We start from the raw sequence: 16,304 nt of genomic DNA, 5'->3' as shown, positions 1-16,304 counted from the left end.
ATCGGTAACACCTTTTTCTCCTAAGAAAGTGTTACCTATCATCCCGGTTTAAAGTGTTACCAGTCTACCCGGTTTGTACCCTAATTTAATCCCCTCCCCCACTTGTGGGAGAGGGGCAGGGGTGAGGGTTTCTTTTTATTTCTTCAAATTTCTACACATTCATCAGGCCAAACACCACATTGAACCTCCCCAATATGTTTCTTTTGTAACAGAAGCATTACCAAACGAGATTGACCTATCCCTCCACCAATTGTCTGAGGCAAAGAACCAGAAATTAATCTCTGATGCCAATCAAAATCCAAACGATGTTGATACCCTGTTAATGCCAATTGATATTTCAACATGGCTTCATTGACTCGAATACCCATAGAGGAAACTTCAAAAACATCTTCGATTACCGGATTCCATACTAAAATGTCACCATTTAGCCCTGTAAATCCTACTTCATTTACCGAACTCCAATCGTCATAATCTGGAGCACGCAAATCATGCGGTTTTCCATCGGATAAAGAACCGCCAATTCCAATTAAAAAAACAGCCCCATACTTTTTAGTAATAGCCCGTTCTCTGTCTTTGGGTGAGAGATGAGGATATAAAGCAAGTAATTCTTCTGTATATATAAAATGAATATAGGGCGGTAGAAATGGAGTTAAGCCATAAAGATCACTGACCATTTTCTCCGTTTTTTTTATGGCATCATAGAGTTCAATAACTGTTTTCTTTAAATAACTCAAGGAACGCTCTTTATTGTCGATGACACGCTCCCAATCCCATTGGTCCACAAGAACTGAATGTGTGGCACTTAATACTTCTTCGTCAGGTCTTAAAGCAATCATATGAGTGTAAATGCCTTCTCCAATTTGAAAAGCATATTCCCCGAGTAACTTTCTTTTCCATTTAGCTAAAGAATGAACAATCTCAAAGCTACGATCCGGTATGGCCTTAACTTTAACTGAGACAGCTTGCTCTGTACCTGACAAATTATCTTGTACACCATCGCCGACACAAGCCAATAATGGTGCCTGTACTTCAGTAAGACCTAATCTTTGTTCTAATTCGCGAGAAAAAAAAGATTTAACAAAACCTATTTGTTTTTGTTTTTCAATAAATGCTTGTTTCATTATACTACCCCACAATAAACTAATTTAACATTATATTGAATTTTTCAAAAATTTTTATCACCAAATTAAAATAAATATAGATATATAAAATAATATTCAATAAAATAGCTTTATTTTTAAATAAACAACAAAAAACACAGATGAAAGACCTGGAAAATTATCAAATCGATGATCTGGACAAGAAAATACTCCATGCATTAATAAAAAATGCGCGTACCGCTTATGCGGAATTGGCTAAATCTTACGCTGTAAGTCCCGCGACGATTCATGTACGTGTCGAAAAAATGCGACAAGCAGGTATTATTGAAGGGGTACACGTACACATCAACCCCAAACGGCTAGGGTACGATGTCTGTTGTTTTATTGGAATAACACTGAATCATGCAAAAGACTACCAAGCCGTGCTTAAAAAACTGGAAGCTCTGGAAGAAGTCATTGAGGCTTATTACACCATTGGTCATCATTTTAATATCTTTATTAAAGTCATGTGCCAATCAATAGACACTTTACAACAACTACTAGTGAATAAAATTCAGCTTATCGAGGAAATACAGTCAACAGAAACGCTTATCTCCCTACAAAATCCAATTATGCGCTCAGTAACTCCCTAATCCTGATTGCAATTGATACCTGTAAGAAGATAATTAAATTCATTTTATCAAATCTATATTATTTAGGAGTTTCCGAAGTTTGCCCGAGGTTCAAGAGTTAAGTCTGGGTGATACTGATAGCTTGCAACATTATCAACGCGATTAAAATATGCAAAAGCGATATTAGATACCGTTGTAAAAGATTCATCTGAGAGCTCCATCGGTAATGCTTTATAAAGGGAGTTATTATCAATAAAATGGAGTTTCTCATTTTCGTCTACGACCAAACAAATTTGATGACCACGGTTATACACCTGAGGGTCATTTAGAGAAATAACGATGAGCTGATGCGGTTGTAAGTTGCAATTATGGAGATAATTAATAAATGCTATTTTATTTGCGATCTTTTGAGGGGCTGATATTTCTGTGAAATGATCATTTTTATTGGTTACAAATTGAAATTGGGCAGGCAAATCATAATTATTTATCCCTATGAGTCGCTCAGAATTGCGATGGAAAAAAAGTATCGTACCAAACATATATTCAAAAATATTATCTAGTTTAGGAAAGTAAACTTGTAACTCTGGATCGCTAACAACGGCTTCTAAACTCCCCAATTGCTCATCCCAAGCTCTAATCGCATCAAACATTTTTTCATGTAAGCCTCGACTGCCTGGTCCACGTAACACACTAATTGCTCTAAAAAATGAATCTCCTTGACATACACCTCGAGTGACTACTTCAATTAAATCCTTTCCCGTTAAACTCGGGCTTTTATCGTCTCCTTTAAAGATAACACTGTCTTCTAACTTATTTTTTTTGATGTATTGAACCAATTTTCCTGTCAAAAGTCTCTGTCTCGTTTCTGGTAACTCGCTTTTTCTTTTTAAATAATCTTCCGGGGTATAACCGAACATATTTTGGGTTAAGGGTAGGTTAGTTTTTTTCAATACATAATCATAGGCTTCTTGCCCGCCTAGGGCACCATAATGCAGAGTTGAATTTTTATGGTAATCTTCTCGAGCTAGCACTGCACCATGCTCGATAAGCAAATCCGCGATTTTTAAGTGCTTATACTTGATAGCAATTTGGACTAAAGTTGCTCCGGGACATAATTCTTTGAGAACGTATACGGGAATAGGTTTGTTTAAATTTAATTTCTTAAGATCCGAGGATGCAAGAAAAATTTCTACTTCGTCTAATTTCCCATTTTTCACCAACTCTACCAGACAATTAAATTGCGCTTCATAAAGAAGAGCTTTCTTTTTCTTTTTTTCTTCCTTATCCACGAAAAAAACATCATCCCCTTCTTTACATACCAATTTAATAAATTGGGGAGACAATAAACCACGCAAAACATCTGGTTCATTTTTTTTGATAAAAAAATTAATTAATTTTTCATAATCTTGGCTAGTAAAACTATCCGTATGGCGTTTTATAAGCTTATCAAGAATTTCATTGATGTTTTTATCATTTTCATAAGATTTTGCGGCTTCAAGTCTCTCAAAAAGCAGTTGCATAATTACTCTCTAATGAATAACCTACTTTTTATTATAGTGTTTATTTTGATCAAATTGACAAGTTATTAAATTACCTTAGATAAGGTGTTTGTTACTAGATAGGTACAGATTAACATGGGGCTTACCCTATAATTAGTTATAGAGGATGGTTTTATAAGGAGTAATGATGAGCAAGACTACTCTTCTTAGCACCTGCATCCTTGGACTTACCCTGATGCAAGCAGGCTGTGTTACTGTTCAGGGAACTACTTCAAATTCGGCATATAGTACGGCGAGTTATGACGATTCTTCTAATGAACCATCACCACCAATAGATAACTCAGCCTCAGATACATCAGCCATGATCCAACAACAAAATGACATCAATGCAATGAATGCTTCAATGGCCGCCGCTGAACAGCAAAATGAAGCAGCGCAACAGCAAACATTACAAACCGAAATTAATGCAATGCCTATTGATAATTCGAATCAATGGTAGAATTGCACTTTTTAATGCGCGGTTTCGTTGGGAGGAACCACAATCGCAAAAGGTTCGCTGGAACTACCATCGATAACTTTATTTAATAGTTGCACTTTGACTAAAACCCTCATTGTTTTGCTGTCCTCAGAACATCTTGTTTCATTTGGTTCACGTTTACAATTTGCAACTTGATGTACCGTGTCTATTGGGCTGTTGTCGCTATCAATCACTTTTTGGTGTTCCAAATCAATAAGAGTTAACGTCAAGTGACTAAGCTTCCATTCACTTCCTTCTGAAGTATATCCCACACGTCGTTCATGAACTAAAGTAACCTTTTGTCCTCTTTTAAGCGTGGTTTGAAATTCCCATATTGGTTTTTCAGCAGTTAGCTCACTTTCTATAATATTGTTTCTCTGCCGAAATGCTTTCTCCATGTTGAGATAACCCCAGCCGTATGTTCTATTCCAAGCGGAGCCCATGATTTTAGAATGTCCGGAATCTGCTGTACCAGCATCAGTCCAGGTATCTGCACTATTAATAAGTAAGGCTTTGATAGCCATAGGATTCTTAATGCCAGCATCTTGCAATAACAATGCAGAGGCACCTACATGCGGTGCCGCAGAACTGGTTCCGCCCATGAGACGATAACCATCTTTATACTTCATCGCATTAGAATAGACAAAACCATAAACTTTAGGATCGGGGGCGCACGTAAAAGTATCATGACCTGGGGCGGTTAAATCAGGTTTACGTCTACCAAATGGTGTAGGCCCTCGACTGCTGGTGTTCTTTATATGATGTTTGCTTCTGTCTGCAGTTTTTACAATAACCGTTTCATTTTCAGTAACGACTGTATTCATATTGGCGATCGTAAGTCCATTGTAATTATCACCAGGGACCGTGAGCGTGGAGGCAAAAGTAAATTGATGTGATGGCTCAATGTATCCAGCATTTCCCGCTGATTTTACCCAGAGGATTTTTTGAGTATTCACCACATAATCTATGACTTTTGCAAGCCCGCTCCATTCAGGACAAGCAGGACAATTTAAATCCAGCCGACCATTTCCCATACTGTAATTAATAATCGTGGGCTTCAGTTCAGAACGATTCATCATCCAATCCAAAGTTTCCATGGTACGCATAATACTTGCGGGATCGGCTGTTTCCTCTCCGGCTAATCCAGAGATAATGGTAGACGCACCATAAGCCATACCTTTGTATTGTTCATGGTTACTTGCATAAATACATGCTACACCTGTTGCATGTGGTTCTTTGACTCCATTAAGATGATTTGAGTATCCAGAACCTACATCTTGTTGCACTATTAATTTTTTATTGGCTAAAGAAGGATGCAAAGGATCTACGCCTGTATCGATTATGCCAATAATTCCTTTTTGACCGGTATAACCATGATCCCACCAATTAGTTACATTAGGATAAAAAGATGAAGGGGCAAGTTTTAAAACTTGGGCATTAACATCCAATTCCTCAGCAGCTGCTGTATGTAAAGAAATTTGTGCCGCTGCATCTAAATTAGCAATTTGATAGAGTATGGTGCGATTTCTTGGAACTTGTATCGCTACGGCGGGCATAAAACCTAAATCTTGTATGCGTACATTCTGAATTTTTTTTATTTCTTCAATAAACGGTTCTTTCTCCAAGCGATTATGTAAAAAAACCAGAAGAGATAAAGGGGCTTGCTTTGATCTTTTGGGATATTTGAACGTTTGGAGAACGTCAGCATCAATAATTGCTTGTGCTGAAAGAATGGGACTTACAGCGAGTAAAATCATCGCAAGATAAGATTTCTTGAATGCGTGCCACATATTGTGCCTCATTTGCGGGGTTCTAATATAATGAACAATATTTTTACCTTCCTAATTGGCAAATTTATTGTTGCTCTCTCAGCTTCCTTATGAGGATTTTAAAGTAATGGGGCAAAAGAGAAAAGCGATTCGTATAAAAAAATTTCAGTCAATACAAGAATATAGCTTCCTGAGAACCTCATTTAGGTTTCAGTGAATAATTTATCGTCTGAACCCAGAGGGACTTTTCGAATTAGATGATAATATGACATTCAGAGAGTTGAATTGTACTTGAACGACGATTACTGCATAAAAAATAACTTTGATACTTCTTCGCTTGCAGAAAGGCACCACGAAATATTGAGTGCGTCTGCATATTGCAAGGGTTTTATGATACAACCTGATACGTGCAACTCACTTTTAGCAAGTTTTTCTCTAGTAGTATATTCACCAGTAAGCAAAAAAACCTTAACCTTTTCAAAATCAAAAGATTTTCTCACTTCTTTCAAAAAATCGATACCGTTCATCTTGGGTAGGTTAAGATCAAGCAATATCACCTTCGGTTTGATTTTATGCTGACCATTCCGTCCATACAACATATCCAACGCTTGTTTACCATCCTTGGTGACAACAATCTTGACCGGCTTTTCCATTTTGGCAAATTCACGTTGCAACGATTCAATATCAACGTCATCATCTTCTATATATAAAATATCAACATTCATAACTATAATCTCCCTATCATTTAGGAAAACAACTCGTGCTATAAAATCATCCTATTAATTTTATTATAATATACATCCGAACCTTCAACCTCGAAACTTATGGTTTACTAGTATTCGCGATTTACTACGCTCATTTGCATTCCGATTTTAAATACTCAACTGAAGTATCTTGGGAGTCGAGGCCTGTTTGTTGAGGTTGTGACTCAGACTTCCAGAACATATCTCTGGGTAGAGAACCCGAATCGGTTTGCGATTTCTTTAGAGTTTGACCTTTCCCATCAATAAGCAACTCAATTAATTTATCATTCGAGCTCGCTTGTGGACGACGTAGATTTGCAAATTTTGCAGATGATCTTATTTTTTCATTCAGAGGCTGAACCTCACTAAAGTAAGAATTCAGTCGTTCTTCAAGACTCGGTGCATTTGATGCAAATGATTTTAAATAGTTAGCCAAGCATAGATCTGAATCCAGCTCAACAAAAACCTTGACATCAAATTTTGAACGTAATTTTTCATCTAAAAAAATATCTGGTCCAAAAACAATGACATCGCAACGTGCATTCTCAATCGCAGATAAAAGTAATTCGCTGGAATTATAAGCTGAACTATTTATTAATAATGTCTTCTCTTTATTTAATAAAGAATAACATTGTTCACTGAGTCCTTTAAAATCACTCCCTATAGGTCCACAAACAGCCAGTATTGTCATCGCAACCACCATAGTGCATAAAATATCGGCAATCATACCTCTTTTACAACAAATTTGAAACGGTTAATTCAAATAATAATCAAAAAGACGTGCGTTCCTATTGCCCATATGATCTGGTCTTCAAACCAGATAAGATATTAAGTGCTGCATCAGGTTAGTGCCATTCTCAGCTTTTTTCTAATCTGATAAACATTTAAATGGAATTTTGAATAATAAAAAGGAGTTTATTATGAAAATAAGCTGTTTATTAGGCGCATTGTGTTTGTCTCCCCTTCTTGCTTTTGCTAATTCTGATCAACGTTTAGAAGGTCTTATTTTTTCCCCATTGGCTAAGGATAAAAATACCGTAGTCAGGCATTATAGTAATGAACAGGAGGTGCCTAATCTGAATCAAATGATGCAAAGAACTATTGATTTTCCAACTCAAATCGTTCGTGTCAGAGGGAGTGTTGCAGGATTGGGGCTTAGTTGTGACGAAGTGGAAGATGAAATAGATCGGGTATTTTCAAAAAAAATCTCTCCCAATCTGTTTACCTACAACACTTATATCAATTGTGGCTATGATCAGGATAGCCCAGATGAAGACGCAGTAAATTTTTCTATCCAGAGTTATTTTGATCCATTAACAGATAAAGCCGTTGATTATTTAAAATCCTATCTACAAGAATATAATGGATACAATTTATTTAATACCTCAACATTACAAATTGAAAATGCCAAAGGTGTTATCATCTCCATGAATCTGAATGCTGGTTTGAAAAGTAACCCTGATAAAATACCATTGATGCTTTATCGCCAAGACCGGAACAATATTTATTTTAAAAGTAATTTCGAAATGAGAAAGGAATTAATTGTCGATATTTATCAACGCTTTTATTCTAACGACCCCGAGGTAATTCTGCCCTTTTTAGATAAATGGATTTTTTCCTCTGCAGGAGCAATTTATCACTCTATTTTAAAGGCTTCCAATTATCTTGAATTGCAGCCTGAAAGAATATTTGTCATGGAAAAAGAAGGGGACATCTTCGTATCTGATTTTAGATATTATTTCGCCAATCTTTGTATGAAGAGAAATCCTAATAAATTTTGCTTGTAATTATTATTCAAGGCCACGTTCGTCTTTAAAGCCCTCCTCGATCGTGGCTCGTTAAGAAATTGGATGAATAATTCAAAGTGACGTTAAAGTGCGCTCTTAGGAGTTAAAAGGTGTATATCTACTTTCTATCTCATCAAGAATCTCTTGTGCAGTAAGATTTGTATGAATCAACGAACCAATCAATATTTTCTTTTTCAGCTCTTCACTCATTGAGGTGTCACGAGATAATACGGAATAAACGTTGTGCACAAACTGAATTCGTTTTTCTTTATCTTCTTGAGTTTTTAGTGATTCTTGAGTAAAAAACTTCGTATGCATTTACATTCTCCATCGACAATGTTGAGTCTCTTGACTGCATCTTAAAAAGGTTATCATCATAATCAAACCATTTCTATTACACAATTCTATCTATATAAAGACTGTAATTCATTAGAACTGTGACTCTATGCAGAATTCATCCCTTATTGATATACTGAACCCATGAGAAAAAATATCATTCTGTTCATTGTTTCCTTTGCCATGTTTATGGAAGCAGTAGATACCACGATTATTAATACCGCAATTCCCGTGATGGCACAAAGTTTAAATGTCAATCCTGTGGATTTGAAATTAGCGCTGATTAGCTACCTTTTGAGTTTGGCAATTTTTATCCCAATTAGCGGCTGGATCGCTGATAAATTCGGCATAAAAATCGTTTTTATGACGGCCATTTCTGTATTTACTTTGAGTTCCATTTGGTGTGGGTTTACAAATAATTTATGGGAATTAATTTGTGCACGCATCGTTCAGGGTTTAGGTGGCTCCTTAACTATGCCCATTGGTCGACTGATTATTTTGCGAACTTGTGAACGACATGAACTGATCGCCAAAATGAGCATCGTAGTCATGGTGGCCTCATTAGGCATGATGCTGGGGCCATTATTAGGAGGAATTATTACCTATCGTTTTTCCTGGCGTTGGATTTTTTGGGTCAATATTCCTGTTGGAGTGCTGGCAGTAGGTTTATCAAGCAAATTATTACCCTACATGCCTCCTCGCCCGGTTCCTCCACTCGACAAATTGGGCTTTATTCTTTTTGGTAGTGGTTTAGCCACCTTAACCTTCAGTTTATCGATGATCAGCGAATCCTCTGCAACGATAAGCCAAACCGTTACGGTGCTCCTTATTGCACTTCTTTTATTGGGCGCTTATACCAAACACTCCTATAAAAGAAAGCATCCTATTGTTAAAGTAGAACTCTTCCATACTCGTACATTCTTTATTTCTGTTGCAGGAAATTTATTAGCTCGTCTCAGTTTTGGCGGGGTTCCTTTTTTATTGCCACTACTCTTACAAATTGCTTTGGGTTATACACCTCGTCTATCGGGTCTATTACTTGCTCCAATCGCTGTGGGAGTTTTTTTAGTAAAACCTTTATCCTTCTCTATACTTCGTTGGTTTGGTTATAGAAATTTACTCATTTTAAATACGGCCTTAGTCAGTATTTCTCTTTGGTCCTTCTTTTCCATTAATCAATATACTTCGGTATACGTTATTGCATTTTTGACTTTTGCTTATGGATTTTTAATCGCATTACAATATACAGCTATGAATTCACTCGCTTATGCCAACATTACAGAAAATAATATGAGTGCTGCAACCAGCATTATGAGCACTACCCAACAACTGGCTCAAAGTTTTGGCGTTGCAGTTTCAGCAATCTTACTTAGCTTTTTCACTTATAAATATTCTGTAAATCATGTTTTATCCATCCAGATATTTCATGATACATTTCTCATGCTTGGAATCCTGACTTTTTTTTCAGGGCTCATTTTTGCTTTTCTAAAGAAAGAAGATGGACTTGAATTAATTGAAGCTCCAGAAAACAGGGTTTTATAAGATTTTTAGTGCCATTCTGCCTGCATTTCAATGAAAACGGCTAAAAGATTGTAAAGTATTAGAATTTTTAATCAAAATGCTCTATGATGGTGGGGCATTATTTGCTGTTTTTGCATTAAATGTAAAAAAAATTAAAAATATTTAATAAAAAAACAGCACAATTAATAAAATAATGCTACAATGTCCTGGTAACAATTTAGGAAATTAACATGTCAGAAAAAATTCGTGGTACAGTAAAGTGGTTTAATGAGTCCAAAGGTTTCGGTTTTTTAGAAAGTGGCGGTAAAGATTATTTTGTGCATTTCAGTGCAATTTTAGGCACCGGGTTTAAAACTCTTGCTGAAGGCGCAACAGTAACGTTCAAGCCAAGTAATGGGCAAAAAGGTCCTCAAGCTGAAGAAGTTGAAGTAGTTTAATCAATTTACTAAAACCCCCTATTTACTTAAGTATGACAATATTTTTGTGGATAGGGGGTTTTTCTTTATAAAAATTCTCAATTCAATTTTTTTCGATTAAGCGTGATCCGTCTGAGCACTATTGCTCTCAATCCAGTATTTTCATAAACACTCCTCGAATACTGAAATAATTACTAAAATAAGCAATAATACAAGTACGAACATCACCCGTAATGGAGCAAATGGGATATAAAAATCTTGGTGAACGGTTGGATTTGAGCACAGGTTGACCATTTGCCGTCGCCCCCAAATACTACAAGGAGTCGTATATGAGTAAAAAAATCGCAGTCATCGTTGGCAGCTTACGCAAAGAATCCTACAATAGAAAAATGGCAAAAGTACTTATTTCTATTGCACCCAAATCTCTAAATCTACAAATTGTTGAAATTGGTGATTTGCCATTATATAACCAGGATCTGGATGACGAAAACAGACCTCCTGAGGCCTGGGTTCAATTTCGTGAGCAAATGAAAACATTTCAAGGCGTGTTGTTTGTCACTCCAGAATACAATCGTTCAGTTCCCGGTGTGCTTAAAAATGCAGTCGACGTTGGTTCGCGACCTTATGGTAAAAGCATTTGGAGCAAGCTACCAGGTGCAGTAATAAGTGTTTCTCCTGGAGCTATTGGGGGATTTGGAGCGAACAATCATTTAAGACAATCATTTGTCTTCTTGGATATACCAACCCTTCAACAACCTGAGACTTATATAGGAGGAGCAGGAGATTTATTTGATGCTCAAGGGAGCATTACCAAAGAAGACACACAAAAGTTCCTGCAAAAATTTATGGACGCTTATGCCAGCTGGGTTGAGCTTAATACTAAGGGCTAGTCAAAAATACATAAGCTGGGTCGTTCACTTTTACGTGAACGTTTACCGTTAAAAGGGGACGGACCCCAGTGGGGTCCGTCCCCATAGATCTTGGTCCCCTTAGATCTTGGAAGTTGTGTTGTTATCTGCTGGGCTTACCAACCCAGCCTACGTGTACTACATGTGCGTTAACCCTGCCAACGATCCACTATTCCTACATCGATATCAAAAAGATCGAGTATTCTACCTACGCTGTAATTAATAATGTCATCAATGGTTTCTGGTTTGGTATAAAATGCAGGCATTGCAGGACAAATGATCGCACCATGTTGCGTCAGTGATACCATGTTTTGTAAATGACCTAAATGCAAAGGTGATTCACGCGGCATAAGCACTAACTTTCTACGCTCTTTTAAAGTCACATCAGCTGCTCGGCCAATTAAATTATCACTCGTTCCATGAGCAATTTCTGCCAGAGTTTTCATTGAACATGGAGCAATGATCATGCCCAATGTTTGGAAAGAACCGCTGGCAATACTGGCACCCACATCATTCCAGGAATGATATACATCAGCTAATGCTTTCAATTCAGTAAGAGAAAGGTTGGTTTCATATTTACGCGTCAATTGTGCTGATTTACTGACAATCAAATGCGTTTCAATCGAAGTGGGTCGCAGCAATTCTAAAAGACGTATTCCATAAATCATGCCTGATGCACCAGTAATCCCAATAATTATTCGCGCTTTGCTCATAAGTATTTCCCCGTGATTGAAGCAATTAGGTTCTCAGGCATAAAAACAGAATAATTATTTCACATAAATAGAATCTTCACAAAGTAAAATAAGTGGAAAATACAGACATAAAAAGGTAAATTGCATGAATTACAACGAACAGCAAGAAATAAGAGAGACAAATTATGCAAATCACAGCGATCGCCGAAGATACCATTGTAAGCTCTTTTCCCATTGCGATCATCACGAGTGTCTTTAATCGGCAAGTCACGAAAGCGTTGCAAGAAGGAGCAATAGCTCAACTTCTGAAACGCGGCTTTAATGAACGAGACATCCAATCATTCGAAGTTCCTGGAGCAGTAGAGATTCCATTAGTCGCAAAGCGCCTCGCCATGCAAAAATCAGTACAATCAATTATTACCTTAGGTGCTGTAATTCGTGGCGAGACCAGTCATTATGATTTGGTTTGCAATATGGTCAGCCAAGGATGTTTGCAAGTCTCACTGGAATATAATATTCCCGTTCTTTTTGGCGTACTTACTACGGATAATGAAGAGCAAGCTTGGGATAGATTAGGTGGCAAAGGTGGACATAAAGGAGTCGATGTGGCCAATGCTGCCATTTCCTTGCATCAAACATTAAGTCAATTGTAACGCAGGTAAAATCCATGACGAATAACTATGATCAGTTTGAGCAACGCAAGCAAGATCACATCAAATTAGCTTTAATGCCTGAAAATCAAACTGCAGATCTTAGTACGTTTGATAGCATCCATTTAGTTCATGATGCCCTTCCTGATTTAAATTTTGATGAAGTAAGCATCAAAAGTTCTCGATTTGGCCAAGCTGTAGAAAAACCCTTTCTTATCAGTTCCATGACCGCAGGCCATCGACGTGCAAAGCACATCAATCATAATTTAATTGAGGCGTGTGCATTGAATGGTTGGGCAATGGGTGTAGGCTCGCAAAGACGTGAATTGACCGATCCCAAAGCGGCTTTTGAATGGCAACATTTACGCCGTGACTTTCCCCAGGTTAGCTTGTACAGCAATTTAGGAATAGCACAATTAATCACGAACTCCTTGAGCGATATTCAACGCTTAACTGATGCATTGCAGGCTAATGCATTAATTATCCACTGCAATCCTCTGCAAGAATGCATGCAACCCGAAGGGACAACACACTATAAAGGCTGCTGGCAGGCGTTGGCAGATGTAGTTAAAAATCTTCCTTTACCTATTATCGTTAAAGAAACTGGTTGTGGTTTTTCACGTGAAACAATGATGCGTTTAGATGAAATTGGTATTGCAGCGATTGATGTGGGTGGCTTGGGAGGAACCCATTGGGGACGAATTGAAGGACATAGAGCAGCTCATGATCCCATTCGACAACAAGCGGCCATTACTTTTCGCAATTGGGGAATTGATACCGTAACATCAGTAAAACATGCAGCAGAGCTCAAACCTTCTTTTGAAATTTGGGGTTCAGGTGGGGTGATTAACGGGTTAAACGCCGCTAAGCTGTTTGCGCTTGGCGCCACAACTGTCGGCTATGCAAGGCCAATGCTTGAAGCAGCTCTAGAATCAGCAGAGCAAGTTAGTTTATGCATGCAAACCATTGAATATGAACTAAAAGTAGCCATGTTTTGTACTGGCAGTCGCGTCTTAAGCGATTTGGCACAGAAATTAGGGTAATAAGATATTATCTCGGATTCAAATGTTCCTTGTGGTTTATAATTCAACGGGCTCCATAAATCTTTTGCTGTTTAAATCTTGTAAGAAAGAGTGCAAAATCTTATGCTATTGTTCCACAGAATAAAGAACTGGATGCGGAGAAGTGATTTTGCTTAAGCGTTTTTTCGATGTACTGTTAGCGAGTATCTTATTAGTCCTATTAATGCCCATACTGGTTATTGTGGCATTGTTAACTCGTTATCACTTGGGTTCACCGATTTTTTTTCGTCAAGATCGTCCAGGATTGCATGGTAAGACCTTCCAGTTAATAAAATTTAGAACCATGAAGGAATTATACAATAAACAAGGTGAGGTTTTACCGGATAAAGATCGAATAACACGCTTCGGCCATTTTGTGAGGGCATCCAGTTTAGATGAGTTGCCTCAATTATGGAATGTTCTTAAAGGTGAAATGAGCTTTGTAGGGCCAAGGCCTCTGTTAATCGAATACCTTTCTCTTTATAATAACGAGCAAAAAAGACGCCATGATGTGAAACCAGGAATTACTGGGTTAGCTCAAGTAAATGGTCGTAATGCCTTAACTTGGGATGATAAATTTAAATTGGATTTATGGTATGTAGATCATCAATCGTTTTATTTAGATATCAAAATCCTCTTATTAACAGTGAAGAAAGTAGTGATACGCGAAGGCATTACGAGCCAAGGAAGTGTAAGTAATGAAAAATTTACAGGAAATAATTCATGAAATCACTTGCCATTCTTGGTGCTGGTGGACATGCTAAAGTTGTAGCTGATGCAGCGCTTTGCTCTGGTTGGCGGAATATTTCATTTTTTGATGATAGATGGCCCCAGATTGAAACAGTTGGACGACTGAAAATTAGTGGAAACACGCAGTCGATTTTGTCGCAAGCCTCAGAATTCAATGGGGTTATTATTGCCATAGGCGATAATGCCGTTCGCCTGGAGAAAATGACCCAATTTTTAAACCAAAATATCCCTATCGCAACCATTATTCATCCCTCGGCAATAATTAGTTCCTCAGCCCAGATCGCAGAAGGATCTGTTATTTTTGCCAGAGCAGTATTAAATCCAGATTGCATCATTGGGGCTGGAACAATTATTAATACTGGCGCAATCATTGAGCATGATTGCAGTATCGGACTGTCAGTGCATATCTCTCCTGGTGTCAATTTAGCCGGAAATGTGCAGGTCGGAAATTTAAGCTGGATTGGTATTGGAGCTTGTGTTCGTCAAGGCATTAAAATTGGATCAGAAGTCATGGTAGGGGCAGGTTCCGTTGTTGTGAATGACTTGCCAAATCATTGCACTTCATTCGGTGTTCCAGCAAAAATTTATAAAGAAAATTCAAAGGATTAAACATGTTAAATACCCCATTTTCACCATGGCCAAATTACTCTAAAGAAGAAGCGGACTTAATCCATCAGGTTCTTCTCTCGAATAAAGTAAATTATTGGACTGGGAATGAATGCAGAGAATTTGAAAAAGAATTCGCCGCTTGGGTTGGCACAAAACATGCCGTTGCATTAGCTAATGGCACTATTGCACTTGATGTCGCCTTGAAAGCGATTGGCATAAAAGCAGAAGACGAAGTGATTGTGACCTCGCGCACATTCATTGCTTCGGCTTCCTCTGTTGTGACGTGCGGGGGGATACCGGTATTTGCTGATGTTGATGAAAACAGCCAAAACATTACTGCAGAAACCATTCGGGCAGTAGTAACTCCTAAAACTAAAGCCATAATTTGCGTGCATCTTGCAGGTTGGCCTTGTGATATGGACCCAATTCTCGAATTAGCTAAAGAATTTAATCTATATGTAATAGAAGATTGTGCCCAAGCTCATGGGGCAAAATATAAAGGTCGTTCTGTTGGTTCAATAGGCCACATCGGTGCCTGGTCATTCTGCCAAGATAAAATTATGACCACGGGTGGCGAGGGGGGCATGGTCACCACAAATGATGATACGCTATGGTCCTCTATGTGGTCTTACAAGGATCATGGAAAATCTTGGGATGCAGTATATAACGAGGAACATGAATCCACCTTTCGCTGGGTACATCGAAATTTTGGTACTAATGGCAGGATGATTGAAATCCAAGCAGTGATTGGGCGTATGCAACTCCAAAAGATGCCGGTTTGGCATCAACAAAGACTTGGAAACTTAAAACAAATTTGTGAAGTGGCCTCGACTTTGAAAGGATTAAGAGTACCGCAAATTCCCGATGAAATTACTCATGCTGCTTACAAATGTTATGTATTTGTGGAAGAAAGGCAGCTGGCAACAAGCTGGAATCGTTGTCGGATTTTGAAAGAAATAAATGATCGCGGGGTTCCTTGCTATCAGGGTACCTGTTCTGAAGTGTATCTGGAAAAAGCATTTGATAATACCGGTTGGCGCCCTAATAATCGGCTTCCTGTTGCATCCAGGCTTGGGGAAACCAGCCTGATGTTTTTAGTGCATCCAAGTTTATTAAAATCAGAAATTGATAAAACGTGCCAGGTTCTTGAAGAAGTCATGTTGCAAGCAAGTAGAGTTTAAAAGCCCCCCTTTTTACTGAGTTTTTTTTAAAAGGCATATGGCCAAGAGCTCTTGCTGTTTGTTGCTTTGCCACTTGAAGGCTAAATTGATTTGTGCCATCATCAATGCAAAGAATTATTTGGCCAAATGGGATAATATGAGCACTATTCAAATC

Annotated in this window: 18 protein-coding genes; 11 read left to right on the top strand and 7 right to left on the bottom strand. The window is 37.9% G+C overall.

The window, feature by feature from the left end; all coding sequences use genetic code 11:
* Window positions 1-143 precede the first annotated feature (143 nt).
* Window positions 144-1,121: an aspartate--ammonia ligase gene (gene asnA, locus Lstg_RS11315; RefSeq protein WP_058477788.1), complete on the bottom strand. Its 978-nt coding sequence runs from the start codon at window positions 1,119-1,121 to the stop codon at window positions 144-146.
* A gap of 140 nt (window positions 1,122-1,261) precedes the next feature.
* Between asnA and asnC the strand changes: the two genes are divergently transcribed.
* Window positions 1,262-1,732, top strand: coding sequence for a transcriptional regulator AsnC (asnC, locus tag Lstg_RS11310; RefSeq protein WP_058477787.1), 471 nt, complete (start codon window positions 1,262-1,264; stop codon window positions 1,730-1,732).
* 62 nt (window positions 1,733-1,794) lie between these two features.
* On the opposite strand, the gene Lstg_RS11305 is transcribed toward asnC, so the two are convergent.
* Window positions 1,795-3,231: an ankyrin repeat domain-containing protein gene (locus Lstg_RS11305; RefSeq protein ID WP_058477786.1), complete on the bottom strand. Its 1,437-nt coding sequence runs from the start codon at window positions 3,229-3,231 to the stop codon at window positions 1,795-1,797.
* A gap of 163 nt (window positions 3,232-3,394) precedes the next feature.
* Between Lstg_RS11305 and Lstg_RS11300 the strand changes: the two genes are divergently transcribed.
* Window positions 3,395-3,709, top strand: a complete 315-nt coding sequence (locus Lstg_RS11300) for a hypothetical protein (RefSeq protein WP_133129192.1) — start codon at window positions 3,395-3,397, stop codon at window positions 3,707-3,709.
* Window positions 3,710-3,720: 11 nt separating this feature from the next.
* Here the strand turns inward: Lstg_RS11300 and Lstg_RS11295 are convergent, their stop codons facing one another.
* The 3 genes from Lstg_RS11295 to Lstg_RS11285 all read right to left on the bottom strand — a co-directional run bounded on the left by Lstg_RS11295 (window position 3,721) and on the right by Lstg_RS11285 (window position 6,966).
* Window positions 3,721-5,517, bottom strand: coding sequence for a S8 family serine peptidase (locus Lstg_RS11295; protein ID WP_058477784.1), 1,797 nt, complete (start codon window positions 5,515-5,517; stop codon window positions 3,721-3,723).
* 281 nt (window positions 5,518-5,798) lie between these two features.
* Window positions 5,799-6,221, bottom strand: coding sequence for a response regulator (locus tag Lstg_RS11290; RefSeq protein ID WP_058477783.1), 423 nt, complete (start codon window positions 6,219-6,221; stop codon window positions 5,799-5,801).
* A gap of 130 nt (window positions 6,222-6,351) precedes the next feature.
* On the bottom strand, window positions 6,352-6,966 hold the full coding sequence (locus Lstg_RS11285) for a nucleoside/nucleotide kinase family protein (protein WP_115324522.1): 615 nt from the start codon (window positions 6,964-6,966) through the stop codon (window positions 6,352-6,354).
* A 193-nt stretch (window positions 6,967-7,159) separates the two neighbouring features.
* On the opposite strand from Lstg_RS11285, the gene Lstg_RS11280 reads away from it, so the two are divergent.
* Complete coding sequence (locus Lstg_RS11280; RefSeq protein WP_058477782.1) at window positions 7,160-8,026, top strand: Lpg0189 family type II secretion system effector; 867 nt, start codon at window positions 7,160-7,162, stop codon at window positions 8,024-8,026.
* Window positions 8,027-8,122: 96 nt separating this feature from the next.
* On the opposite strand, the gene Lstg_RS11275 is transcribed toward Lstg_RS11280, so the two are convergent.
* The gene (locus tag Lstg_RS11275; protein WP_058477781.1) at window positions 8,123-8,344 is read right to left on the bottom strand and encodes a hypothetical protein; all 222 of its coding nucleotides are present in this window, start codon (window positions 8,342-8,344) and stop codon (window positions 8,123-8,125) included.
* A gap of 162 nt (window positions 8,345-8,506) precedes the next feature.
* Here Lstg_RS11275 and Lstg_RS11270 point away from each other — a divergent pair, with 162 nt between their 5' ends.
* The 3 genes from Lstg_RS11270 (at window position 8,507) to Lstg_RS11260 (ending at window position 11,189) form a co-directional block, all read left to right on the top strand.
* On the top strand, window positions 8,507-9,904 hold the full coding sequence (locus tag Lstg_RS11270; protein WP_058477780.1) for a DHA2 family efflux MFS transporter permease subunit: 1,398 nt from the start codon (window positions 8,507-8,509) through the stop codon (window positions 9,902-9,904).
* Window positions 9,905-10,113: 209 nt separating this feature from the next.
* Window positions 10,114-10,320 carry a cold-shock protein gene (locus Lstg_RS11265; RefSeq protein ID WP_058467466.1) on the top strand — a complete coding sequence of 69 codons (207 nt, stop codon included), beginning with the start codon at window positions 10,114-10,116 and terminating at the stop codon, window positions 10,318-10,320.
* 308 nt (window positions 10,321-10,628) lie between these two features.
* Window positions 10,629-11,189: an NADPH-dependent FMN reductase gene (locus tag Lstg_RS11260; RefSeq protein ID WP_058477779.1), complete on the top strand. Its 561-nt coding sequence runs from the start codon at window positions 10,629-10,631 to the stop codon at window positions 11,187-11,189.
* Window positions 11,190-11,356: 167 nt separating this feature from the next.
* Here Lstg_RS11260 and Lstg_RS11255 read toward each other — a convergent pair whose 3' ends face one another.
* On the bottom strand, window positions 11,357-11,920 hold the full coding sequence (locus tag Lstg_RS11255) for a UbiX family flavin prenyltransferase (RefSeq protein ID WP_058477778.1): 564 nt from the start codon (window positions 11,918-11,920) through the stop codon (window positions 11,357-11,359).
* Between the two features lie 164 nt (window positions 11,921-12,084).
* Here Lstg_RS11255 and ribH point away from each other — a divergent pair, with 164 nt between their 5' ends.
* The 5 genes from ribH (at window position 12,085) to Lstg_RS11230 (ending at window position 16,150) form a co-directional block, all read left to right on the top strand.
* Window positions 12,085-12,552 (top strand): 6,7-dimethyl-8-ribityllumazine synthase, encoded by a 468-nt coding sequence (ribH, locus tag Lstg_RS11250; protein WP_058477777.1) that lies wholly within the window; start codon window positions 12,085-12,087, stop codon window positions 12,550-12,552.
* A 14-nt stretch (window positions 12,553-12,566) separates the two neighbouring features.
* Window positions 12,567-13,592, top strand: coding sequence for a type 2 isopentenyl-diphosphate Delta-isomerase (gene fni, locus Lstg_RS11245; protein ID WP_058477776.1), 1,026 nt, complete (start codon window positions 12,567-12,569; stop codon window positions 13,590-13,592).
* Window positions 13,593-13,734: 142 nt separating this feature from the next.
* On the top strand, window positions 13,735-14,337 hold the full coding sequence (locus tag Lstg_RS11240; protein WP_274519323.1) for a sugar transferase: 603 nt from the start codon (window positions 13,735-13,737) through the stop codon (window positions 14,335-14,337).
* A complete protein-coding gene (locus Lstg_RS11235; protein WP_058477775.1) occupies window positions 14,334-14,969 on the top strand; it encodes an acetyltransferase in 636 nt (211 codons plus the stop codon). Before Lstg_RS11240 ends, Lstg_RS11235 begins: the two co-directional genes overlap by 4 nt.
* Before the next feature lie 2 nt (window positions 14,970-14,971).
* Window positions 14,972-16,150 (top strand): DegT/DnrJ/EryC1/StrS family aminotransferase, encoded by a 1,179-nt coding sequence (locus Lstg_RS11230; protein ID WP_058477774.1) that lies wholly within the window; start codon window positions 14,972-14,974, stop codon window positions 16,148-16,150.
* Window positions 16,151-16,304: the final 154 nt, after the last annotated feature.

The organism is Legionella steigerwaltii, assembly GCF_001468065.1.
Lineage (GTDB): Bacteria > Pseudomonadota > Gammaproteobacteria > Legionellales > Legionellaceae > Legionella > Legionella steigerwaltii.
The sequence above is the reverse complement of the archived record's forward strand: the minus strand, read 5'-3'. Positions and strand labels throughout refer to the sequence as shown.